The 22,922-nt window shown below is 67.5% G+C and carries 24 protein-coding genes and 1 tRNA gene; 20 read left to right on the top strand and 5 right to left on the bottom strand.

Features of this window, described 5'->3' with window-relative positions; all coding sequences use genetic code 11:
* Positions 1-564: 564 nt before the first annotated feature.
* From PO605_RS22465 to PO605_RS22420, 10 genes are all read left to right on the top strand, one after another.
* Complete coding sequence (locus PO605_RS22465; protein WP_016448601.1) at positions 565-1,296, top strand: TorF family putative porin; 732 nt, start codon at positions 565-567, stop codon at positions 1,294-1,296.
* Between the two features lie 23 nt (positions 1,297-1,319).
* A complete protein-coding gene (locus tag PO605_RS22460; protein WP_012202241.1) occupies positions 1,320-1,658 on the top strand; it encodes a P-II family nitrogen regulator in 339 nt (112 codons plus the stop codon).
* Between the two features lie 31 nt (positions 1,659-1,689).
* Positions 1,690-3,063, top strand: coding sequence for an ammonium transporter (gene amt, locus PO605_RS22455; protein WP_212646706.1), 1,374 nt, complete (start codon positions 1,690-1,692; stop codon positions 3,061-3,063).
* Positions 3,064-3,260: 197 nt separating this feature from the next.
* Positions 3,261-3,632 carry a type II toxin-antitoxin system RelE/ParE family toxin gene (locus tag PO605_RS22450; RefSeq protein WP_047468107.1) on the top strand — a complete coding sequence of 124 codons (372 nt, stop codon included), beginning with the start codon at positions 3,261-3,263 and terminating at the stop codon, positions 3,630-3,632.
* Entirely contained in the window at positions 3,625-3,936 is a 312-nt protein-coding gene (locus tag PO605_RS22445) for a helix-turn-helix domain-containing protein (protein ID WP_016448598.1), read from the top strand. The genes PO605_RS22450 and PO605_RS22445 overlap by 8 nt, the downstream gene beginning before the upstream one ends.
* A gap of 136 nt (positions 3,937-4,072) precedes the next feature.
* Positions 4,073-5,212, top strand: coding sequence for a glycolate oxidase subunit GlcE (gene glcE / locus PO605_RS22440; protein WP_016453629.1), 1,140 nt, complete (start codon positions 4,073-4,075; stop codon positions 5,210-5,212).
* 25 nt (positions 5,213-5,237) lie between these two features.
* The gene (locus tag PO605_RS22435; RefSeq protein WP_012202244.1) at positions 5,238-6,020 is read left to right on the top strand and encodes a YoaK family protein; all 783 of its coding nucleotides are present in this window, start codon (positions 5,238-5,240) and stop codon (positions 6,018-6,020) included.
* Between the two features lie 61 nt (positions 6,021-6,081).
* Positions 6,082-7,332, top strand: a complete 1,251-nt coding sequence (gene glcF, locus PO605_RS22430; protein ID WP_272206891.1) for a glycolate oxidase subunit GlcF — start codon at positions 6,082-6,084, stop codon at positions 7,330-7,332.
* 84 nt (positions 7,333-7,416) lie between these two features.
* The gene (locus PO605_RS22425) at positions 7,417-8,283 is read left to right on the top strand and encodes a ProQ/FinO family protein (RefSeq protein WP_016448594.1); all 867 of its coding nucleotides are present in this window, start codon (positions 7,417-7,419) and stop codon (positions 8,281-8,283) included.
* A 308-nt stretch (positions 8,284-8,591) separates the two neighbouring features.
* Entirely contained in the window at positions 8,592-9,110 is a 519-nt protein-coding gene (locus PO605_RS22420) for an AmiS/UreI family transporter (protein WP_017407488.1), read from the top strand.
* A gap of 27 nt (positions 9,111-9,137) precedes the next feature.
* Here PO605_RS22420 and PO605_RS22415 read toward each other — a convergent pair whose 3' ends face one another.
* A complete protein-coding gene (locus PO605_RS22415; protein ID WP_016448592.1) occupies positions 9,138-10,037 on the bottom strand; it encodes a DMT family transporter in 900 nt (299 codons plus the stop codon).
* Between the two features lie 63 nt (positions 10,038-10,100).
* On the bottom strand, positions 10,101-11,402 hold the full coding sequence (lplT, locus tag PO605_RS22410; protein ID WP_016448591.1) for a lysophospholipid transporter LplT: 1,302 nt from the start codon (positions 11,400-11,402) through the stop codon (positions 10,101-10,103).
* A 134-nt stretch (positions 11,403-11,536) separates the two neighbouring features.
* Here lplT and alr point away from each other — a divergent pair, with 134 nt between their 5' ends.
* On the top strand, positions 11,537-12,640 hold the full coding sequence (gene alr, locus PO605_RS22405) for an alanine racemase (protein ID WP_047468072.1): 1,104 nt from the start codon (positions 11,537-11,539) through the stop codon (positions 12,638-12,640).
* Here alr and PO605_RS22400 read toward each other — a convergent pair whose 3' ends face one another.
* Positions 12,641-13,081 carry a MarR family winged helix-turn-helix transcriptional regulator gene (locus PO605_RS22400; RefSeq protein ID WP_047468074.1) on the bottom strand — a complete coding sequence of 147 codons (441 nt, stop codon included), beginning with the start codon at positions 13,079-13,081 and terminating at the stop codon, positions 12,641-12,643.
* A gap of 96 nt (positions 13,082-13,177) precedes the next feature.
* Here PO605_RS22400 and PO605_RS22395 point away from each other — a divergent pair, with 96 nt between their 5' ends.
* Positions 13,178-13,993: a siderophore-interacting protein gene (locus PO605_RS22395; RefSeq protein ID WP_016448588.1), complete on the top strand. Its 816-nt coding sequence runs from the start codon at positions 13,178-13,180 to the stop codon at positions 13,991-13,993.
* Between the two features lie 67 nt (positions 13,994-14,060).
* Here the strand turns inward: PO605_RS22395 and PO605_RS22390 are convergent.
* Positions 14,061-14,137: transfer RNA gene (locus tag PO605_RS22390), tRNA-Met, on the bottom strand.
* A gap of 142 nt (positions 14,138-14,279) precedes the next feature.
* Between PO605_RS22390 and radA the strand changes: the two genes are divergently transcribed.
* From radA to PO605_RS22370, 4 genes are all read left to right on the top strand, one after another.
* Positions 14,280-15,665, top strand: coding sequence for a DNA repair protein RadA (gene radA / locus PO605_RS22385; protein WP_016448587.1), 1,386 nt, complete (start codon positions 14,280-14,282; stop codon positions 15,663-15,665).
* An 83-nt stretch (positions 15,666-15,748) separates the two neighbouring features.
* Entirely contained in the window at positions 15,749-16,195 is a 447-nt protein-coding gene (locus tag PO605_RS22380; protein ID WP_047468078.1) for a hypothetical protein, read from the top strand.
* Between the two features lie 44 nt (positions 16,196-16,239).
* Positions 16,240-17,178, top strand: coding sequence for a branched-chain amino acid transaminase (locus tag PO605_RS22375; RefSeq protein ID WP_016453623.1), 939 nt, complete (start codon positions 16,240-16,242; stop codon positions 17,176-17,178).
* A 121-nt stretch (positions 17,179-17,299) separates the two neighbouring features.
* The gene (locus PO605_RS22370) at positions 17,300-17,509 is read left to right on the top strand and encodes a zinc-finger domain-containing protein (RefSeq protein WP_012202256.1); all 210 of its coding nucleotides are present in this window, start codon (positions 17,300-17,302) and stop codon (positions 17,507-17,509) included.
* Between the two features lie 31 nt (positions 17,510-17,540).
* Here PO605_RS22370 and PO605_RS22365 read toward each other — a convergent pair whose 3' ends face one another.
* Complete coding sequence (locus PO605_RS22365) at positions 17,541-18,401, bottom strand: capsular polysaccharide synthesis protein (protein WP_047468081.1); 861 nt, start codon at positions 18,399-18,401, stop codon at positions 17,541-17,543.
* A 130-nt stretch (positions 18,402-18,531) separates the two neighbouring features.
* On the opposite strand from PO605_RS22365, the gene PO605_RS22360 reads away from it, so the two are divergent.
* Genes PO605_RS22360 through PO605_RS22345 form a run of 4 tightly spaced genes read left to right on the top strand, consistent with a single transcriptional unit; the run spans position 18,532 to position 22,902 of the window.
* Positions 18,532-19,800 (top strand): O-antigen ligase family protein, encoded by a 1,269-nt coding sequence (locus tag PO605_RS22360; protein ID WP_047468084.1) that lies wholly within the window; start codon positions 18,532-18,534, stop codon positions 19,798-19,800.
* Complete coding sequence (locus tag PO605_RS22355) at positions 19,797-20,918, top strand: glycosyltransferase (protein WP_047468087.1); 1,122 nt, start codon at positions 19,797-19,799, stop codon at positions 20,916-20,918. Before PO605_RS22360 ends, PO605_RS22355 begins: the two co-directional genes overlap by 4 nt.
* Positions 20,915-21,952: a glycosyltransferase family 2 protein gene (locus tag PO605_RS22350; protein ID WP_047468090.1), complete on the top strand. Its 1,038-nt coding sequence runs from the start codon at positions 20,915-20,917 to the stop codon at positions 21,950-21,952. The genes PO605_RS22355 and PO605_RS22350 overlap by 4 nt, the downstream gene beginning before the upstream one ends.
* A complete protein-coding gene (locus PO605_RS22345; RefSeq protein WP_047468093.1) occupies positions 21,949-22,902 on the top strand; it encodes a glycosyltransferase family 32 protein in 954 nt (317 codons plus the stop codon). The genes PO605_RS22350 and PO605_RS22345 overlap by 4 nt, the downstream gene beginning before the upstream one ends.
* The last annotated feature ends 20 nt before the right edge of the window (positions 22,903-22,922 follow it).

Here is a 22,922-nt window from a genome sequence, read left to right as displayed (position 1 = left end):
ACATCGAGGCTGAAGAGCTGGCTGATGTTTTCCTGGCCGCGCAATTCACGGAAATGCAGCTCATCGCCCAATGGCGTATGGATGGTGACTCGGCGTGTCATTGTATGAACCGCCCTGGGGGCGGCCTCCCGTCTCTTGGTGAGCGGGGATCATAGACAAGCCGATGGCTATAGGGCAATCAAATGCAGGGTCAGATACATCCTGTAAATGTAAGCAATTTCCCATCTTGGATACAGGCATGTATTTGAATGGCAGGCTATCCAATCAGGCATGTTCCAAAATCAGGTAATCCAGACTTGGCTGATCATGTGCTGTGGCAGGCGACCTGGGAATGTGCTGTACTGGGCATGAGATCATTTGCACTTTTTTGGTGCATTTTTGGTGAGATGCCATGTGAGCGACCGCTATCACCGTAACGGTGCAGAACTTCTGCACAAAGCCGGTGCACGGGAGGATGCTGCGGTGCTGCATTGGTGGGCCGGAAGGCGCCCCATCCAGCAGAAAAGACTGGCACGGTCCGTGCTTAACCCGGTTGTCACGAAATTTTTCAAACCGGAGGATCCCATGTCCCGTGCCAGCCTCAAGTCGCTCGCCATCGCCTGTGTCGCCATCGCTCCGCTCTGGGCCCACGCCCAGCTCACGGCCAATGTGTCCCTGACGACGAACTACAAGTTCCGCGGACAGGACCAGGACACGGGACGCAACAAGGCCGTCAAGCCTGCCCTGCAAGGCGGCTTCGACTACACCTTCGGCGACAGCGGCTGGTACATCGGCAACTGGAACTCCAGCGTGGACTGGCTGCCGGGCAACTCCCTGGAAACCGACTTCTACGGTGGCTACAAGTTCAAGGCCGGCGAGGTGGACCTGGACTTCGGTGCCCTGCAATACCTGTACTCGGGCAACTCCAGCGGCAACACCACCGAGCTGTATGGCGCGGCCACGTACGGCCCGTTCACGGCCAAGTATTCGCACACCGTATCCAAGGACTACTTCGGCTGGGCGGGCGAGAAAGCCGGCTCGGGCCTGTCGGGCCGCAATACCGGCTACCTGTGGCTGGGCTTCAGCAAGGAAGTCATGCCCAAGGTGACCGTGAAGGCCTCGCTGGGCTTCACGCGCTTTGCCAGCGACATCAAGGGCCTGGGCGTGCCCAACTATATGGACTACAGCGTGGGCGGTGCCTACGATTTCGGCGACGGCGTGTCGCTGGGCGCGGCCGTCACGGGTGCGAACAAGAAGTCTTACTTTGGTGACGTCAACAAGGCCCGCCTGATCGTGACGCTGACCAAGACCCTGTAACCGGACCTGAGGAGCTAAGCATCATGAAACTGGTGACCGCCATCATCAAGCCCTTCAAGCTGGACGAGGTGCGCGAGGCGCTCTCCGACATCGGCGTGCAGGGCATCACCGTGACCGAAGTCAAGGGCTTCGGCCGCCAAAAGGGCCATACCGAGCTGTACCGCGGCGCGGAATACGTGGTCGATTTCCTGCCCAAGCTGCGCCTGGAGGCCGCCGTGCCCGACGCACTGGTGGACCAGGTGATCGATGCCATCGAGGCCGCTGCGCGCACCGGCAAGATCGGTGACGGCAAGATCTTCGTGCTGCCCATCGAGCAGGCCGTCCGCATCCGTACCGGCGAGACCGGCGACAGCGCACTGTGAGTTTCAACCCCACGTTTCCCGAAAGACTGCCATGACCAAACGACTTCTTTCCATGGGCCTGGGGCTGGGCCTGCTGGCCGCAGGCGCCGCTGCCCTGGCACAGGAGCCCGCCGCCGCTGCAGCCGTTGCCGATGCGGCCGCTGCAGCAGCCCCCGCCGCCGCGGCCGCAGCCGAGGCGCCGGCCCCCGCGCTCAGCGCCGGTGACACGGCCTGGATGCTGACCTCGACCATGCTGGTGATCCTGATGGTGATCCCGGGCCTGGCACTGTTCTACGGCGGCCTGGTGCGCACCAAGAACATGCTGTCCGTGCTCTGCCAGGTGTTCGTGATCTTCTCGCTGATCACGCTGCTGTGGGCCGTCTACGGCTACTCGCTGACCTTTGCGGGCGAAGGCAACTTCTTCGGCGGCTTCGGCAAGATCTTCCTCAAGGGCATTGCGCCCGACACGCTGGCCGGTGCACTGCCGACCATTCCCGAGTACGTGTTCGTGGCCTTCCAGTCCACGTTCGCCGCCATCACCGTGGCCCTGATCGTCGGCGCCTTCGCCGAGCGCATCAAGTTCTCTGCCGTGATCCTGTTCTCGGTGCTGTGGTTCACCTTCAGCTACATCCCCATGGCCCACATGGTCTGGGGCGGCGGCCTGCTGGGCAAGGACGGCGCGCTGGACTTCGCAGGCGGCACCGTGGTGCACATCAACGCCGGTATCGCCGGACTGGTGGGTTCCTACATGCTGGGCAAGCGCATCGGCTTCGGCCGTGAGGCCCTGCCTCCGCACAGCCTGACGCTGACCATGGTCGGTGCCTCGCTGCTGTGGGTGGGCTGGTTCGGCTTCAACGCCGGCTCGGCAGGTGCTGCCAACGGCATCGCCGGCCTGGCCTTCATCAACACCATCGTCGCCACGGGCGCCGCCACCATCTCCTGGCTGGCCGCTGAAGCCCTGCACAAGGGCAAGGCCTCGATGCTGGGTGCTGCCTCGGGCGCCGTGGGCGGCCTGGTGGTCATCACCCCGGCGGCCGGCCTCGTGGGCCCCATGGGCGCCATCGTCATGGGCCTGATCGCCGGTCCCGTCTGCCTGTGGGGTGTGTCCGGCCTCAAGAAGCTGCTCAAGGTCGATGACGTCTGCGACGTGTTCGGCGTGCACGGTGTGGGCGGCATCCTGGGTGCCATCCTGACCGGCGTGTTCTGCGCCTCCAGCCTGGGCGGCATCGAGCCCGCAGACTTCAACATGGGCCATCAAGTGTGGGTGCAGGTCAAGAGCGTGCTGCTGACCATCGTCTGGTCTGGCGTGGTGGCTGGCATCTCCTACAAGATCTGCGACCTGGTCGTCGGCCTGCGCGTCAGCGAAGAGTCCGAGCGCCAGGGCCTGGACATCACCACGCACGGCGAGGTGGCGTACTACCGCTGATCGGTTTCCAGGGAGTTCATTGCGGATTGGCCTCGGTGCTTGCACCGGGGCCTTTTTTCATTGCCGCGCCGCAAACGCTCTTCAGCGGCTGAGGAAATCAGGAGGCCTGCTGCACGCCAACCGCCTTATGGTGAGCTCCGTTATAAGACGGATCTTTGGCCTATATTCCATTGACGGAATATATTCTGGAGGGAATAATGACCCAACCCTGGGAGGTGGAGTACACCGACGAGCTTGGCATCTGGTGGGCCGATCTGACGCAGGCCGAGCAGGAGTCCATCGATGCATCGGTTCGGTTGCTGGAGGCAAGAGGGCCGAATCTCGGATATCCCCATACGTCCGGCATCGAGCGTTCAAGGCACCCGCACATGCGCGAGCTTCGCGTGCAGCACGAAGGCCGGCCCTATCGGCTGCTGTACGCATTCGATCCGCGCCGCTGTGCCATCTTGCTGATCGGCGGCGACAAGACGGGCGATGGCCGCTGGTATGAGGTGCATGTACCCATCGCCGACCGCTTGTACGACACGCACATCGAGACCCTGAAAAGAGAAGGACAGATCCATGGCTAGGAAATTCAACGAACTGCGCGCCGGCATGTCGCCCGAGGCACAGTCCCGTGCTGCGGCACGGGCCGAGGCCATGCTTGTGGAAATGCAGTTGCAGGAGCTGCGCAAGGCCCGCAACGTGACCCAGGTCGAAGTGGCCAGGGCCATGAGCGTGGAGCAGGCTGCCGTCTCCAAGCTGGAGCGCCGCGAGGACATGTACGTGAGCACGCTGCGCGAGTACGTCAAGGCCCTGGGCGGCGAGCTGAAGCTGGTGGCCTCCTTTCCCGACGCCGACATCCAGGTCCATCCTTTCGAGCCGGCACGATGAAGGCCGCAGGCGGCTGATTCGACTTGCGCCTTTGCCTTTTCGTCCCTGCTGTTTTGCGCCGCCCGCAGAACTTCAAGCGCGCCGTTCAAAAAATTCACGGGCCCGCACCGAGGCGAAAAAGGGCCCAGCCGCTACGATGCAGGCCATGGATTCAGCCCAAAGCCAACTCATCCAGATCGCCGAGCGCGTGCGCGCCGCGGCGGCCGACGCCACGCCGCTGCGCATACGTGGCGGCGGCACCAAGGATTTCCACGGACTGGCCCTGCAGGGCGAACTGCTGGACACGCGGGCGCTGGCCGGCGTGGTCAGCTATGAGCCCAGCGAGCTGGTCGTGACCGTACGCGCCGGCACGCCGCTGGCCGAGGTCGAGGCCCTGCTGGCCGCACAGGGCCAGTGCCTGGCCTTCGAGCCTCCGCATTTCGAGGGAGCGGATGGCCGCGCCACCGTGGGCGGTATGGTGGCCTCCGGCCTGTCGGGCCCCTCGCGCGCCAGCGTGGGTGCCGTGCGCGACTTCATGCTGGGGCTGGAGATGATCAACGGCCAGGGCGAGCTGCTGCGCTATGGCGGCCAAGTCATGAAGAACGTGGCGGGCTACGACGTCTCGCGGCTGATGGCGGGCTCCTGGGGCACGCTGGGCCTGATCACCGAGGTCAGCCTCAAGGTGCTGCCCGTGGCGCCTGCCGAGGCCACGCTGCGCTTCGAATGCACGCAGCAGCAGGCGCTGGACTGGCTCAATGCCTGGGGCGGCCAGCCGCTGCCGCTCAATGCCAGCTGCTGGCTGCAGGAAGACAGCGCGGCCCAGGGCGTGCTGTACCTGCGCCTGCGTGGTGCGCGTGCCGCCGTGCAGGCGGCCTGCGGGCGCCTGGGGGGCGAGCGCATGCACAGCGCTGCGGCCGACTGGCAGGCCTGCCGGGAGCACCAGCTGCCCTGGTTCACCGCACGCGCACCGGGCCATGCGCTGTGGCGCCTGTCCGTGCCGCAGACGGCGCCGGTGCTTGCGCTGCCTGACGGCTGCACGGGGCCCCTGATCGAATGGCACGGCGCATTGCGCTGGGTACAGGCGCCGCGTGCGCTGGGCCATGCGCTGCGCACGCTGGCAAAAGCAGCGGGCGGATCGGCCACCTTGTTCCGCGCCGAGGCCGCAGACCAGCCCGGCGCCGAACCCGATTTCGACGCCCAGGCGGCCGATGCCACGGCCGCGCTGCATGCACGGCTCAAGCAGGCCTTCGATCCTGCGGGCATCTTCAACCGCGGCCGGCTGGCCGCCGCCTGGTAGGCCGGGCCAACGCCTGGCTCCGCCCATGCGCATGCGCCACCACCTGCACCTGCTCACGGACCGGCACCGCACGGTGGCCAGCAACCGCACACTGGGCCTGTTGCTGGCCTTCAACGCGGGTGCGGTGAATGCGGGCGGCTTTTTGCTGGTGCACTCCTATACCTCGCACATGACGGGCTTTGTCTCGCTGCTGGCCGACAACCTGGTGCTGGGCAATACGGCGCTGGTGCTCAGTGCCTGCGGCGCGCTGCTGGCCTTTCTGTGCGGCGCGGCCGCGACGTCGCTGCTGGTCAACTGGGCGCGCCACCACCGGCTGCGCAGCAGCTATGCGCTGCCGCTGCTGCTGGAAGCCGCGCTGATGCTGCTCTTCGGCGTGCTGGGCGCGGCCATGCTGGCCTGGCCCACGCCGTTCGCCGTGCCGCTGGCCGTGCTGCTGCTGTCCTTCATCATGGGATTGCAGAACGCCACGGTGACCAAGATGTCGTCCTCGCAGATCCGCACCACGCACATGACGGGCGTGATCACCGACCTGGGCATGGAGCTGGGTCGAGCCCTCTACTGGAATCGCCATGGCAGCCCGCCCGAGCACCGGGTCCACGCCAACCATGTGCGGCTGCGGCTGTTCGCAGGGCTGCTGTCCATGTTCCTGCTGGGCGGCATTGCGGGCGCGCTGGGTTTCAGGCACCTGGGCTTCGTCTTCGTCGTGCCGCTGGCCGTGGTGCTGTGCCTGCTGTCCCTGCCGCCGCTGTGGGCCGACCGTGCGCGGTTGCCCCTGCTGCTGGGCCGGCGGGCCGCGCCTCGCGCATGACCGCCGTGTCCGGCTGCCGTGCCTGACCGTTCCCCGATACCCGTACAACAAGAGCCCCACCATGCAGACCCAACTCGCACCCCAGTACCGCGCCAAGCCCGAGTGCCAGGAGGCCGAAGCCATTTTGCGCAAGTGCGTGCACTGCGGCTTTTGCACGGCCACCTGCCCGACCTACCAATTGCTGGGCGACGAGCTGGACGGGCCGCGTGGCCGCATCTACCTGATCAAGCAGGTGCTGGAGGGCGAGACCCCCACGCGCGCCACCCAGCAGCACCTGGACCGCTGCCTGACCTGCCGCAACTGCGAAAGTACCTGCCCCAGCGGCGTGCAGTACGGCCACCTGGTGGACATAGGCCGCAAGATCGTCGAGGAACAGGTGCCGCGCCCCTTCGGCGAGCGCGCCAGGCGCTGGGCGCTCAAGGAGGGGCTGAACTCGCCGCTGTTCGCCCCGGCCCTGAAGCTGGGCCAGGCCGTGCGCGGCCTGCTGCCCGAAGTCCTGGCCGAGAAAGTGCCCCAGCCGCAGGACGCGGGCCGCTGGCCCGTGCGCGAGCATGCGCGCAAGGTGCTGCTGCTGGCCGGCTGCGTGCAGCCCGCGATGATGCCGCGCATCAACTACGCCACGGCGCGCGTGCTGGATGCGGCCGGCATACAGACCGTGATCGCTCCCAACGCCGGCTGCTGCGGTGCCGTGAAATTCCACCTCAACGACCAGGAAGGCGGCAAGGCGCAGATGCGCGCCAACATCGACGCCTGGTGGCCCCAGGTGGACAGCGGCGCGGTGGAGGCCATTGTCATGAATGCCTCGGGCTGCGGCGTCACCGTCAAGGAATACGGCCACCTGCTCAAGGACGATGCGCAGTACGCGGACAAGGCAGCCCGCATCAACGCCCTCACGCGCGACCTGAGCGAGCTGCTGCCTGAGCTCCTGCCCGAGCTGGCCGAGCGCCTGCAGGGCAGGGTGCGCGCACCGGCCGCGCCCATGGCCTACCACCCGCCCTGCACGCTGCAGCACGGGCAAAAGCTGCGCGGCGGCGTGGAAACCCATCTGGCCAGGCTGGGCTTCGAGCTGCGCGTGGCGCGCACCGAGTCGCACCTGTGCTGCGGCTCGGCGGGAACCTACTCGGTGCTGCAGCCCGAACTCTCGCACCAGCTGCGCGACCGCAAGATCGGTGCGCTGACCGAAGGCTTCGATGCCCAGCGGCCCGCCGCCATCCTCTCGGCCAACATGGGCTGCATCGTCCACCTGCAAAACGGAACGGACGTGCCGGTGCGCCACTGGATCGAGGTGCTGGACGAGGCCCTGCCGGCCTGATGCCACCCGGGCAACACCCGCGCATCTGTGCCGCATGCGCGACGCCGTGGGGACTATGCCCGCGCAAGCCTTTGCAATGCTGGCATGATGCGGGGTTTCGTTTTCTCCAAGCCCATGTGCTCCGCCATGACTGAATCCGTGTCTGAACCGCAAGAACAGAACGCCGCGCTGCCGGCGGACGCCGCTGCCGGCACCGTGCCGCAGGCTGCCGCCAGCGCCGATGGCCAGGGCCGCAAGCGCTCGCGCCGCGGCGGACGTGGCCGCAACAAGGGCAAGGCCTCCGAGCCCGTCGCCGACGCCGCAACCGGCGCGGCCGGCAGTGCCGAGGCTCCCGCATCCAGGCCTGTGCGCACCCAGCACCCGCTGCTGGCGCAACTGGCCCAATGGCATCCGAACCTGTTCGGCGAGCAGCCCCTGCCGCTCAAGCGCGGCATCTTCGAGGACCTGCTGGCCGCCCATCCCGAAGCCATCGACCGCGACCAGCTCAAGCTGGCCCTGTCCCAGCACACACGCTCGAGCCGCTACCTCACCGTGGTGGCCAGCGGCCAGGCGCGCCATGACCTGCAGGGCCAATCGGTCGAGCCCATGGCGCCCGAGCATGTGCACCATGCGCTGATCGAGGTCTTTCGCCGCCGCCAGCACCGCTCGCCCGAGGACCTGGCGCCCAAGCTGCGCAACCGCATCATCGCCGCCTACGAGGCCTCGGGCCTGTCCCGCGACGACTATGCGGCGCGCGTGCAGGGCCGTGACGAGGCCACCAACGCCCTGGTGGCCGAGGCCCTGGCCGAAGCCGATGCGCGTTCTGCACGCGACGAAGCTCTGCTGCGCGCCTTCGAGGCCAGCGGCCAGACCACCGAAGCCGGCTTTGCCGACATGTACGGCATGAACCCGCGCCAGGTGGCGCAGCAGCTGGAACGCGCCCGCCGTCGCCTGCAGACGCAGGCGGCCTGAGGTACCAAGGACCGGCACCAAGGACCGACGCCAAAGACCGGCAGCACCGCCTGCCGGCACACTCCACCGCCGCGTGCCCGGCAAGGGCCGCGCCGGTGAACCCGCCCTGGATCACAGGCGGCATCTCTGCAGCGGACCCTTCCGCCAGCACGCAGATGCCCACCAGGGGCGGGCCCGGGGATGAACTGTTTCACGGACGCCGCTGCACCCGGCCACGGGGCGGCGGCGCCTTGCCGTGCGCGCTCGTTCCCGTGGTCTGGCAAGGGCGCGCAAGGCACTTCAAAGCAAAAAAGCAAAGGAGACTTGCGATGTGGCTGGGTTTGTCGTTGTTCTACGTGGGCGCCGTGCTGTGCCTGAATGGCCTGTGGATGCTGGGGCGCATTGCCGACCGGGAGATCTGGGTCATCAACGTGTTCGCGGGCCTGGTCTCGCTGATCATCGGCCTGGCCTCGGCCTTCGGGCCCGAGCCTGATGCGGCCTCTGTCAAGACCGGCGCGCTCACCCTGCTGTTCGCCTTCACCTACCTGTGGGTGGCCATCAACCGCTTCACGGGGGCCGATGGCCGGGGCCTGGGCTGGTTCAGCCTCTTCGTGGCGATCACGGCCGTGCCGGTGGCCATCGATTCGCTGATCGGCGCCCGCACTGCCATCGACTGGTGGATGGCCGCCAACTGGGCGGCCTGGGCCGTGCTGTGGGCCATGTTCTTCATGCTGCTGGCCCTGGGCCGCAACATCGGCCGCATGACGGGCGCGCTGTGCATTGCGCAGGGCGTGCTCACAGGCTGGCTGCCGGGCTACCTGCTGCTGGCCGGGCAGCTCACGGGCTGATTGCGCAGCGTTGGTGCGGGCAGGGCGTCAAGCCCCACGCCGTCGTGCATGCGCCAGCGCAGACAGCAGCGCGGCCGCGATGATGCAGGCGCCGCCCAGCAGCGTGCGAGGCGTCAGCACCTCGCCTGCAATCAGCACCGAGGAGACGCTGGCGAACACCACTTCGGCCAGCATGACCACGGCCGTCACGCCGGCCGGCAGGCGCGCGGCGCCGAACTGCAGCGCCCAGTTGCCCAGCATCAGCAGCACGGCCAGGCCGGCGGCGATCAGCATCCAGCCGGCCTGCGGAGCCGGCAGCGGCGGCACCAGGCCCACGCTGCTGCCTGCAAAGGCGCTGAACAGGCCCATCGCCATGCAGCCGCTGAACATGGCCAGCATGCGCGCCTGCGCCGGCACGGCCTGCAGGCGGCGCAGCAGCACGTTGGTCAGCGCGAAGGTGAAGCCGCCGAACAGTGCCAGGCCGTCGGCCAGCGACAGGCCGCGCAGCAGCCCGGGCGAGCCGCCGCTGAATGTGCCCTCGGGCACGAGCACCAGCGCCACCCCGCCGAAGGCCAGCAGCAGCCGCGTCAGCGCAGCAGGCGTGGGCCGCTCGCCCAGGAGCCTCCAGGCCAGCAGCACCGACCATGCGGGCATCAGATAGAACAGCAGCACCACGCGCACCACGTCGCCAATGGTCACGGCCCAGTTGAAGGCGATGTTGTTGCTGCCCGCGCAGGCGCCCAGCAGGATCAGGGCCGGGTACTGCAGCGCCTGGCGCAGGCTGGCCGGGCGCAGCGCCACCAGCCCCGCCAGCACCAGGGCATACATCAGCGCCGTGGCCCACAGCGGATGCAGGCCAGCCTCGTGCATGGCGCGGAACGGCCACCAGGCCAGGCCCCAGACCAGGGTGTTGAACAGCAGGGCGAGAACGGGCAGCGGGCTATGCATGGGGCAATGAAAAACGCCCGGGCAGGCAAGGCCTGCTCCGGACGCCGTGGGGACAAGGGCAGGCTAGTGGCAATCCTTGCGGGCAATCGCCAGCAGGCGCTCGACTTCCTCGGGATGCTGGCGCAGGTTGTTCCTGTGCCAGCGTCCGATCAGCCACATGATGCCGGCCACCACCAGGCCGAACACCGTGATGGCACCAAAGGCCGACAGCCCGAACTTGGTGGACAGCGCATAGAAGGCGCCCAGCGCCAGGATGCAGGCCTGCTCGTTGAAGTTCTGCACGGCAATCGAGCGGCCCGCGCCCATGAGGTTGTGGCCGCGGTGCTGCAGCAGCGCATTCATGGGCACGACCAGGAAGCCGCCCAGGCCGCCCAGCAGGATCAGGAAGGGAATGGCCACCCACACGCTGTGGATGAAGATCATGGCGATCACCAGCAGGCCCATGGTGATGCCCAGCGGAATGACGCGCGTGGCATTGTCCAGCCGCATGCGCATGGATGCGAGGATGGCGCCTGCCGCCGTGCCGATGGCCACCACGCCCACCAGGGCCGATGCCTGGGAGGTGCCGTAGCCCAGGGCCGCCGCGCCCCAGGCCAGCACGATGTAGCGCAGATTGCCCGACACGCCCCAGAACAGCGTGGTCGTGGACAGCGAGATCTGGCCCAGCTTGTCCCCCCACAGCCGCTGGCTGCAGGTCCAGAAGTCGGGCAGCAGGGCCAGGGTGTTGGCCAGCAGGCTCTTGCTAGGGTCCTGGCGCAGCGGGCGCAGGATGGTGTCGGTCAGCGGAATGCGCAGGTTGAACCAGGCGGCCAGCGCATAGACGCCGACCAGCACGGCAATCGCCGCCTCGGCCGCAGTGTCCACGCCCGTGTCCAGCAGCGGCAGGTCGAAGTCCAGCAGATGGGTCGAGATGCCCGGGCTCAGCAACTGCCCGCCCACGAGCACGCCCAGGATGATGGAGGTGATGGTCAGCCCCTCGATCCAGCCATTGGCCTTGACCAGCTGGGAGGCGGGCAGCAGCTCGGTGAGGATGCCGTACTTGGCGGGCGAGTAGGCCGCTGCGCCCAGGCCGACCACGGCGTAGGCGATCAGCGGATGGTTGCCGAACAGCATCATCAGGCAGCCCACGATCTTGATCGCATTGCTGATGAACATCACCCGCCCCTTGGGCAGGGCGTCGGCAAAAGCGCCGACGAAGGGGGCCAGGATCACGTAGAACAGCGCGAACATGGGCACCAGGGCGGCGCGCTGCCACTCGGGGGCGCCATTGGTGCGCAGCAGTTCCACGGCGGTCACGAACAGGGCGTTGTCTGCCAGCGAGCTGAAGAACTGCGCTGACATGATGGTGTAGAAACCGCGCTTCATGGATAGGCAGATGGGGTCAGCCGCAGGGCTGCTGACCGGTTAAATAAGGGCCCCGTGGCAAGTGACTGGCGGTTATATCACGCGGCCTTTGGCCGGCAGTGCCAGAATCCCAAGCTTCTGACTGAGTGAAAACCATGCCGCGTCCCATTCTTGCCACCATCCATTCCGCCGCGCTTCGCCACAATCTGGAGCGGGTGCGGCAAGCGGTCCCCGATGCCAAATTGTGGGCCGTGGTCAAAGCCAACGCCTATGGCCACGGTATCGAAAACGTGTTCGAGGCCCTGCGCGGCGCCGACGGCTTCGCCATGCTGGACCTGGCCGAGGCCGAGCGCGTGCGCCAGCTGGGCTGGCGCGGCCCCATCCTGCTGCTGGAGGGCGTGTTCGAGCCGCGCGACCTGGAGCTTTGCTCGCGCCTGTCCATCTGGCATGCCGTGCATTGCGACGCCCAGATCGACTGGCTGGCCGCGCACAAGACGCAGAACGGCCACCGCGTCTTCCTCAAGATGAACTCCGGCATGAACCGCCTGGGCTTCACGCCCGAGCGCTTTCGCGCGGCCTGGGCCCGGCTCAATGCCTTGCCCCAGGTGGAGGAAATCTCGTTCATGACCCACTTCAGCGATGCCGACGCAGGCGCTGGCCAGTCGGGCATCTCCGCGCAGCTGCAGCGCTTTCACGACGCCACGTGCGACCTGCCCGGCGAGCGCAGCGTGGGCAACAGTGCCGCCACGCTGCGCCATGGCGACGATGCCCAGGTGCGCTGCGACTGGGTGCGGCCCGGCATCGTGCTGTACGGCAGCTCCCCCGACTATCCGCAGCACACGGCGGCCCACTGGGGCCTGCAGCCCACGCAGACGCTGAGCTCGCGCATCATCGGCGTGCAGCAGCTGGCTGCGGGGCAGAGCGTGGGCTATGGATCGCGCTTCACGGCCGACGGCCCCCTGCGCCTGGGCACCGTGGCCTGCGGCTATGCCGACGGCTATCCACGCCACTGCGGCACGGGCACGCCCGTGCTGGTGAACGGCGTGCGCACCCGCACCCTGGGCCGCGTGAGCATGGACATGCTGGCCGTGGACCTGACGCCCGTGCCCGATGCCGGCATGGGCAGCGAAGTCACGCTGTGGGGCCGCGCCGGCAACGGCGCCGTGCTGCCCATCGACGAGGTGGCCGAGGCCGCAGGCACGCTGGGCTATGAACTCATGTGCGCCGTCGCGCCGCGCGTGAACAAGGCCGTCGATTGATCAGGGCGCGGCCTGGACGCTGTCCCTGGCCCGCTCCAGCAGCGCCATCATCTGCTGTTGCGCGGCAGGCTCCCAATCCTTGAGCAGCCGCGCCGCCAGCGCCTGGCGCGACTGGCGCAGCCGGTCGAACAGGGCCTGCCCCTGGAGGCTGAGGCTCAGGCAGCGCACGCGGCGGTCGCGGGCGTCCGGTTCGCGGTCCAGCCATCCCTGCTCCTGCAGCTGCGCCAGCATGCGCGCGAGCTGGGCCTTGTCCATGTGGCTGTGGTCGACCAGATCCCTTTGCGTGCGGCCCGGGTGCCGGCCCACGTACATCAGCACGCGCACCTCGTTGGGCGTCAGCCCGGGCTCCATGGACTCCATGTCCTCGCGCATGCGCGAGCGGAACAGGTGCAGCAGCTCGTGCATGGCCTCGAAGATATCGGCGGGCAGGGAGGCATTCATGGCAGGGTCTTGTGGAAATATGTTGACAAAGTCAACGGATGACAGAGAATTGGTGGACTAAATCAACATTCTAGGCCGTCACAGGCCGTTTCGCCAATGAACTTGCCCAATCCAGCCAACTCTGCCGTGGCGCCTGCCCCCGTCGTCCACCGTGTCCGCCATCCCTTCCGCGCCCGCCATGTGCAATTGCTCTCGCGCGAGCAGCCCAGCCCCGGCTTTGTGCGCCTGACCCTGGGCGGACCCGAACTGGAGGACTTCGTCAGCTCGGGCTTTGACGACCACGTCAAGCTCATCCTGCCCCAGGCCGGGCGCGAACTGCCCGCGCTTCCCGTGCTGCTCGATGGCCGCCCCACCTTCGTGGAGGACGAGCGCCCCACCTTGCGCGACTACACGCCGCTGCGCTACGACGCTGCGCGCCAGAACCTCATCATGGATTTCGCACTGCACGATGCAGGCCCCGCCACTGAATGGGCGCTGACCGCGCCCCTGGGCCAGTGGGTGGGCCTGGCCGGGCCGCGCGGCAGCCTGGTGATCTCGGCCAACCTGCCATGGCATTGGCTGTTCGGCGACGAGACCGCCATGCCCGCCATCGAGCGGCGCCTGGCCGAGCTGCCCGCCGGCAGCCGCGCCGTGGTGCGCGTGCAGCTGCGCAACCCTGCCGACCGCCGCCAGTGGAAGAGCACGGCCCAGCTGGACTGTGCCTGGGTCGAATCGCTGGCCGACGCCGTGCAGGCGCTGGAGCTTCCCCAGGACGACGACGGATATATCTGGGCGGCGGGCGAGCACAGCGCCATGGCCGAGCTGCGGCGCCTGCTGCTGGCCAAGGGCGCCGCGCCCAAGCGCATGCGCGTGGCCTCGTACTGGAAGCAGGGCCAGGCAGACCACCATGAAGACCTGAACGATCCCAGCTGACCTGCGTGGAGAAAAGCAAGAAAGGCACAGACGAAAAAAAGCCCACCGAAGTGGGCTTTTTTCGTGGTGGTTGCGCGAGAAGGATTTGAACCTCCGACCTTTGGGTTATGAGCCCAACGAGCTACCAGACTGCTCCATCGCGCGGTAATTCCGCAGTAATTTCGTTTCACCGCATTTTGTGCAGCGAAGAAGGCGACTATAACCGATATCTCTTTGTCACGCAACTGCGTTAGACAACAGGCAGGCGGGCGGGGCGGCAGCCACCGCTCGGTATAGTGCCCAACCCATGGCCAAAGACAAAACCACGTTCATCTGCAATGCCTGCGGCGGCTCCAGCCCGCGCTGGCTGGGCAAGTGCCCGGCCTGCGGGGCCTGGAATTCGCTGATCGAGGCCGTTGCCGAGCCTGCGGGCGCGGGCAAGAACCGGCTCAGCCAGCCGCAGGGCTATGCGGGCCTGGCCAATGCCCAGGCCGTGATGCCGCTGTCGGCCATCGAGGCCCAGGACGTGGCGCGCACGCCCAGCGGCATCGAGGAGCTGGACCGCGTGCTGGGCGGCGGCATTGTCGAAGGCGGCGTGGTGCTGATTGGTGGCGACCCCGGCATCGGCAAGTCCACCCTGCTGCTGCAGGCCATGGATGCGCTGCACCGCGTGGGCTTGCCCACGCTGTATGTCACGGGCGAGGAAAGCGGTGCCCAGGTCGCGCTGCGCTCGCGCCGCCTGGGGCTGGAGGCCAGCCAGGTCAATGTGCTGGCCGAGATCCAGCTGGAGAAGATCCTCGCCACCATGGAGGCCACGCAGCCGGCCGTGGTCGTCATCGACTCCATTCAGACCGTGTACTCGGACCAGCTGTCCTCGGCGCCGGGCTCGGTGGCTCAGGTGCGCGAATGCGCGGCCCACCTCACGCGCGCGGCCAAGACCACGGGCATCACCGTGATCCTGGTCGGCCATGTGACCAAGGAAGGCGCCCTGGCCGGCCCGCGCGTGCTGGAGCACATGGTGGACACCGTGCTCTACTTCGAGGGCGACACGCACAGCAACTTCCGCCTCGTGCGCGCCATCAAGAACCGCTTTGGTGCCGTCAACGAGATCGGCGTCTTCGCCATGACGGAGAAGGGCCTCAAGGGCGTCACCAACCCCAGCGCCATCTTCCTGTCCCAGCACAGCGAGCCGGTGCCGGGCTCCTGCGTGCTGGTCACGCTGGAGGGCACGCGGCCCATGCTGGTGGAAATACAGGCCCTGGTCGACCAGGGCGGCCCCGCGCCCCGGCGCCTGTCCGTGGGCCTGGACCGGGACCGGCTGGCCATGCTGCTGGCCGTGCTCAGCCGCCATGCGGGCGTGGCCTGCGCGGACCAGGATGTCTTCGTCAACGCCGTGGGCGGCGTGCGCATCAGCGAGCCTGCGGCCGACCTGGCCGTGATGCTGTCCATCACCTCCAGCCTGCGCGGCCGCGCCCTGCCCAAGGGATTCCTGGCCTTTGGCGAAGTGGGCCTGGCCGGCGAAGTGCGCCCCGCGCCGCGCGGCCAGGAGCGCCTGAAGGAAGCCGCCAAGCTCGGCTTCACCATGGCCGTGGTGCCCAAGGCCAATGCGCCCAAGAAAGCCATCCCCGGCCTGACCGTGCATGCCGTGGAGCGCGTGGACGAAGCCATGAACATCGTCCGAGGGATGGGCTGAGGCACTGCCTTGCCGAGCGCATTGCGGGGGCATACGCACTGTCCGCAGCGGTCCTGCGGTGCCTCCATAAGACAATCGGCGCCATGAATTTGCGCAATATCCTGATTCCCCTGGGTCTGCTCGTACTGCTGGTGGCTGCGCACCAGTCCTATGGCTGGATGGGCGTGGTTGCCGTGGGCGGCGGCATCATGATGTGGCTGCTGCTGCATTTCACGCGGCTGATGTCCATCATGAAGAAGGCCTCGGACCGTCCCATGGGCTATGTGGGCAGCGCCGTGATGCTCAACGTCAAGCTCAAGCCCAAGGTCTCGCTGATGCACGTGGTGGCCATGACGCGCTCCCTGGGCGAGCGCCTGTCCGAAGACGGCCAGCATCCCGAGATCTACCGCTGGACCGACGGCACGCAATCCCATGTGACCTGCGAGTTCATGCATGGCCGGCTCGTGAAGTGGACCCTGGTGCGCCCCACGCCCGAACCCGAACCGCGACCCGAGACGGTGGCGGCCCCCGAGGCAGCCCCCGCGCCCTAAAATAGCGGGTTGGTGTTCTGTTCAATACCCCCAAGGATGTTTCTATGAGCCCCGTTGTTCCCTCGATGGCCGATCGTGACGGCAAGATCTGGATGGATGGACAGCTGGTGGACTGGCGCGATGCCAAGATCCACGTGCTGACCCACACGCTGCACTACGGCTGCGGCGCATTCGAGGGCGTTCGGGCCTACAAGACCGAACAGGGGCCGGCCATCTTCCGCCTGGAAGACCACACCAAGCGACTGTTCAACAGCGCCAAGATCCTGCGCATGCAGATCCCGTTCACCCAGGAAGCGGTGAACCAGGCCCAGGTGGAGGTCGTGCGTGCCAACAAGCTGGAATCGTGCTACCTGCGCCCGCTGACCTGGATCGGCGACCGCAAGCTGGGCGTCTCGCCCAAGGGCAACACCATCCACCTGATGGTGGCTGCCTGGGCCTGGGGCGCCTACCTGGGCGAGGAAGGCATGCAGCGCGGCATCCGCGTGAAGATCTCCAGCTTCACGCGCCACCATGTGAACATCACCATGAGCCAGGCCAAGGCGGTGAGCAACTACACCAACTCCATCCTGGCCAACACCGAGGCGCTCGACGACGGCTATGACGAGGCCATCCTGCTGGACGCCTCGGGCTTCGTCTCCGAGGGCTCGGGCGAGAACATCTTCGTCATCAAGGACGGCGTGGTCTACACGCCCGACCTGTCGGCCGGCGCGCTCAACGGCATCACGCGCAACACCGTGATGCACATCTGCAAGGACCTCGGCCTGGAAGTGGTGCAAAAGCGCATCACGCGCGACGAGCTGTACATCGCCGATGAAGTCTTCTTCACCGGCACGGCCGCCGAAGTCACGCCCATCCGCGAGGTGGACCGCATCGAGATCGGCGCGGGCAGCCGCGGCCCCCTGACCGAAAAGATCCAGCAGGCCTTCTTTGACATCGTCAACGGCCGCAACCCCAAGTACGCCCATTGGCTGACTCGGGTCTGAGAAGAATGACCCCCACGCTACCCTTGCTTTGCAAGGTCCACTGCCCCCCGAGGGGGTGCTTTTCATCTTGGGGCGGCCCGGCGATGAAAATGACAGATACCCACGAAAGAGATAAGCAAGCATGACAACGAATGCCACCGTCGAACTGGCGGCCAAGGACCTCAACGCCCAGGGCGGCGTGTTCTGCCCCAGCCCCAAGGCCGACATGAAGCTGTGGAACAGCCATCCCAAGGTCTACCTGGACGTGGCCCACACCGGTGAAGCCAAGTGCCCCTACTGCGGCACGCTGTACCGCCTGAAGGCCGGCGAAGTCTTCGCAGGCGGGCATTGAGCAAAGCGGGCCTCGGCCCGCTTTGCGTGTCTCAGCGCGCCGACAGCGCGCGGCTCCAGATGCTGTCTGGCGCAGCACCTCCGTGCAAGGCCAGCATGTCCGTGAAATGGCGCCGTTCCCCGCCGCGCAGCTTGACGATGGGCGCCGCCACCTGCGGCGCCTTCGCCAGGCACAGCTGGGGGTAGAGCAGGTACCACTTCCAGCGCAGGGCGCGGTGGTAGAAGAAGGCGGTGTCCTCGGCCTTGAACAGCTTGAGCCGGGCATCGGGCAGCCGGCGCATCACCTGCTGGGCCGTCACATGGATCAGAAGGTAATTTGGATCGGGAATGCCCTGCAGCACCTCGGCGGCGTCGGGCCGCGACTGCAGGCGCTGCAGGTAGGCCGCAGGGCCCTCCACGATCAGCGCCTGGTGAAACTCCTTTTGCCATTCCGATACAAAGCGCGAGCCGGCCGGAGCGCAGAATGACCAGCTTTCGATCACGGGGTAGCGCCTGTCCCTGGTGAAGCCCTCAAGGTAGAAGCCGGTCAGCTCGGCGGCGCCTGCGCCGGCGCCCATCCAGTCCAGCGGCGCGGTCAGCAGCGTGGTGGCATCGAACCAGTAGCCGCCATGGTGCGCCACCAGATACAGGCGCAGCCAGTCCGATTGCTTGGTGGGGTGGAGTTCGGCAAACGCCGCAGGAAGGTCGCCGCATGCCACGTACTGGCCCAGGCTCTCTGGTGTCACGACGATGACCTGGTGATCCGGGCATTGCCGCCGCCAGCTGTCCACGCACTGCTGGACGAAAGGGTCCAGGCCGGACTGGTTCCAGTACGTCCAGATCGTCTTCGGGATGTCCGCTGCAAGACCATCGGCTGCCGGGGGCGATGGGGGCAGCTGCAAGGGCGCGGGCATGGTGTAATCTGCGCCGATTTTGGAAGGGGCCGCCCAGCGATGGAGCAGCCTGAATAAGACCGCAGGAATTTTTTTCATAGCGGATGGAAAGCGGAATGCCCGCATTTTGGGGCAGAAAGTCGCGGTCTTGATGAGATTTGACAAGTCGAAGCTGCCAGGGCTCCTCACGACCCTGGCCGCTGTTCTGGTGCCCGGACTGGCCTTGTGGCTGCGTTCGGGCTATTCCTATGGCGCGGGCCTCATGGCCCTGGGCGCCCTGTGTTTTCTGCCCCGCTGGGTCCGGTACAGGCAGTCGCCTGGCACCTGGCTGCTGGTGGCACTGTTCATGGGCATGGCGGTGATGTGGTACCACCTGTCCGTGCTGGACGGGGGCACCGGGCAGTTCGACCGCCCCGTGAAATTCATCCTGGGCGCGGTCAGCCTGCTGTTCGCCATGTGCTACCCGCCCACGGCGCGGATCTTCCTGTGGGGCATACCGCTGGGCAGCGCAGGCGCGGGCTTCATGGCCCTGTGGCAGGTCTGCGTGCTGGGCATGGAGCGGGCCACGGGCTACACCAATGCCATCCAGTGGGGCAACATGGCCTTGCTGCTGGGCTGCTTCTCGTGCATCTATGCCATGTCCTTCTGGCACCAGCGCTCCCTGCTGTGGCGCCTGCTGGTGCTGGCGGCCGCTGCAATGGGTGCGCTGGCTTCGCTGCTGTCGGGCTCGCGGGGGGGCTGGCTGGCGCTGCTGCCGATGTTCCTCATGCTGATGGTGCTGGTGCGCATGTACCGCCCGCAGTACTTCGGGCGCCTGTTGCTGGGCTGCGCTGCAATCGTGGTGGCGCTGGCCACCGTGATGGCCTTCATACCCCGCGTCAGCGAGCGCGTCGACGAGGTCTACCTGGATGTGAGCAACTACCTTCATGCCGGCAACTCCGACACCTCGCTGGGCACCCGGCTGGAGCAGTACCGGCTGGCCGTGCAGATGATCGGCGAGAAGCCGCTGCTGGGCTGGGGCATGCAGGGCTATGTGGACGAGATGCACCGGCGCGTGGACGCGGGTGACTATGGACGCTCCATCCGCGAATACAACTTCATCCACAACGACTTCCTGGACATCTGGGTCAAGCTCGGCGTGCCGGGCGTTCTGCTGCAGGCAGCGCTGTTCATCTCGCTGCTGTGGCTGTTCTGGCCCTCGCGGCGGCGCATGGCGCTGTGGCCTGCGGACAGCACCCCCTGGCGCGAGGCCCTGCTGCTGCGTATCCTGGGCAGCCTGATGCCAGCCATGTACCTGGCGTTCGGCATGTCACAGCAATTTTTCGTGCACAACAGCGGCATCGTCTTCTTCGTCTTCCTCGTGGTGGCCCTGTGGTCATCGCTGCATGGCCTGGAAAGGGCCAGCGGAGCCGTGCGGTGACGGAGCGCGCCACCACGGCCCGGCCCCGGGTGCTGCACTTCGTGACGGGCGGCTTCTCGGGTGCCACCCAGGTGGCGGTGGACCTGGTGTCCGCGCACCGCGCGTCGGGCCGCTTCGACGCCCGGCTGGTGCTGCGGCGCAAGCGCAATACCTCCGATGAACGCGTGCAGAAGCTGCGCGACGGCGGCATCGATGTCGACGTGGTCGCCGGCTGGTCCCATGCCGCCACCGTCTGGCAACTGCGCCGCATCTGCCTGGACTTCCGGCCGGACATCGTGGTCGCCCATGGGTTCAGCGACCACCTCTGGGGCCGCTTTGCCGCGCTGTGGGCCGGCGTGCCCTGCCTGGTGCATGTGGAACACAACTCGCGCGAGCGCTACACGCGCTGGCGGCTGTCGCAGGCCCTGTGGCTGACCGAGCGCACGGCCGCCATCGTCGGCTGCTCCGAGGGCGTGCGACAGAGCCTGCAGGACCGTGGATTTCCTGCAGCCAAGCTCATGGCCATCAGCAACGGCATCCGGCCCGAGCCCTATCTGCAGGAGCCACCCCCCTTGCTGCAGCGCCGGCCGGACATCGTCATGGCCGCGCGCTTTGCGCGGCAAAAGGACCATGCCACCTTGCTGCGCGCGCTGGCCGTGCTGCGCCAGCGCGGCCTCAAGCCCACGCTGACCCTGGCCGGCGGCGGCAAGGCGCGCGCCCAGAAGGCGGCGCAGCGGCTCAGCGCCGAACTGGACCTGCAGGACCAGGTGCAATTCATCGGCATGTGCAACGACGTGCCCGGCCTGCTGCGCGCGCACCGCGTCTGCGTGCTGTCCACGCACTATGAGGGCATGCCCCTGTCCCTGCTGGAGGGCATGGCGGCGGGCTGCGTGGTGGTGGGCAGCCGCGTGGTGGGCGTGCAGGAAGTGGTGCGGCCCGGCGACAACGGCCTGCTGGCCGCGCACGCCGACCCTGAATCGCTGGCCGACGCCCTGCAGCAGGCGCTGCAGGATGACGAGGCCGCCGTGCGCATGGCCGCCACCGCGCGGCAGGAAGCCCTTTCGCACTACAGCCTGCAGCGCATGACCGGCCAGTACGAAGACCTGTTCGCCCGCCTGCTGCAGGGGGAGCGTCCGTGACCTGGCTCAGCATCCTGGTGCCCGTCTACAACGTGCTGCCCTACCTGGAGGAATGCCTGCAGTCCGTCATGGACCAGGCCGATGCCGGCGTGCAGGTGCTGGTGCTGGACGACTGCTCCACCGATGGCTCCTGGGCCCTGATGCAGCAGCTGGACCAGCGCTGGCCCGGCCGCCTGCAGCTCATGCAGCACGAGCGCAACGCCGGCCTGAGCGCGGCGCGCAACACCATGATCGATGCGGCCACGGGCGACTACCTGTGGTTCCTGGACTCCGACGACAAGCTGCTGCCCGGCGCGATTGCCGGGCTGTCGGCCATCGTGAAACAACATGCGCCCGATGCCGTGCTCTGCGACTTCTCCGTCTGGCGCGAGGCCCCGCGCCTCAAGCACCGCCTGCGCGGCGAGGCGCACCGGCACAGCTTCCAGGGCCCCACGCTGCAATGCTCACAGGACCGGGGCGCCCTGCTGGCCGGCCTGCTGCGCACGGGCCAGCTGCATGCCTGGTCCAAGATCTCGCGCCGCAGCCTGTGGGATGCGGGCCTGCGCTTTCCTGCAGGCCGCTATTTCGAAGACATGATGACCATGCCGCAGATGGCGCTGCGCTGCAGCAGCTTCTACTACCACCCCCAGCCCTGGGTGGCCTACCGGCAGCGTGCCAACTCCATCCTCGCGTCCATGACGCCGGCCAAGGCCGCAGACCAGTCCGCCGCCCTGTGGCCCCTGGCGCAGGCCGTGCAAGCCCTGCAGGATGATGCGCTGCGCAACGACGGGCGCCTGCACTTCGCCTGGGCGCACCAGGCCGCGCGCAACCTCATCGGCGCCCTGCGCTTTCTCGACCGGCAGCGGGACATGCCGCCCGCGCAGCGGCAGGCGCTGGCGCAGCAGTTCCTGGCGGACTTCGGCCGCATCTCCCCGCTGTCCCTGCACGCCCTGCGCCAGGCCTATCTGCGGCGCGGCTGGTGTCTGCGCGCATGGAAGCTGCGCAGCTGGGAGCGCCGCGCGCAGCAGCTGGGAACACCGGGAGCCCCTGCATGAGCGGCCTGAAACTGAAAACCCGGGGCGAGCTATGGCTGGCGGCCGGCATGCGCCGCTTCTACGCCACCTTCGCACGCCGCCTGGAGCAGGGCCCCGCGCCCGACTTCCGCAGCCATGACATCGGGCCTGCGGCGCCCGTGCCGGTCTCCACGCCCATTCCCCGCATCATCTGGGCCTACTGGAATGGCGACTCGGTGCCGCTGCTCATACAGCGCTGCTTCGACAACTGGGCCCGCCTGAACCCCGGCTACAGCCTGCGCATCCTCAACGACGCGCAACTGCCGCAATACGTGCCGCAACTGCCCGGCAACCTGCAGCAGCTGCCCGTGGCCAAGCGCTCGGACTGGCTGCGCCTGGAATTGCTGCACCGCCACGGCGGCATCTGGCTGGACGCCAGCACCATCCTCACCGAGCCGCTGGACTGGCTGCTGGAGCAGCAGCAACGCAGCGGCGCCGATCTCGTCGCCTACTACCTGGAGCGCTACACCCGCGACCCGCAGGTGCCCGTGGTCGAGAACTGGCTCATGGCCGCGCCCCCGGGCAGCGCCTTCATCGCGGCCCTGCACAAGGAATACGTGGAGCAGGTCCTGCCGCAGACGGGCGAGGCCTATATCGCCCAGCTCCAGCAGGCCGGCGAATACGAGCAACTGCGCCAGGGCATCGACATGCCCGCCTACCTGAGCATGCACCTGGCCATGCAGCGCGTGCTGCGCGCCGGCGGCAGCTACCGGCTGCGGCTGGCCAAGGCCGAGGACGGACCCTTCTTCCTGCACGTGCAGGGTAACTGGGGCCGCACCCCGCTCAAGATCCGCCTGATGTTCTCGCGCGCCGAACAGGCGCCCGTGCCGCTGATCAAGCTGCGCGCCCCCGACCGCAAGAAGCTGGACTTCTATCTGGAGCGCGGCCTCTACGTGCCCGGCAGCATCGCCGACCGCTACCTGCGGGGCTGAGCGGCGAGCGCGGACTGGGC

This window comes from Delftia sp. DT-2 (genome assembly GCF_028401915.1).
Classification (GTDB): Bacteria; Pseudomonadota; Gammaproteobacteria; order Burkholderiales; family Burkholderiaceae_C; genus Comamonas; species Comamonas tsuruhatensis.
Note: the sequence above shows the minus strand (reverse complement) of the source record. Positions and strands in the feature narration are given on the sequence as shown.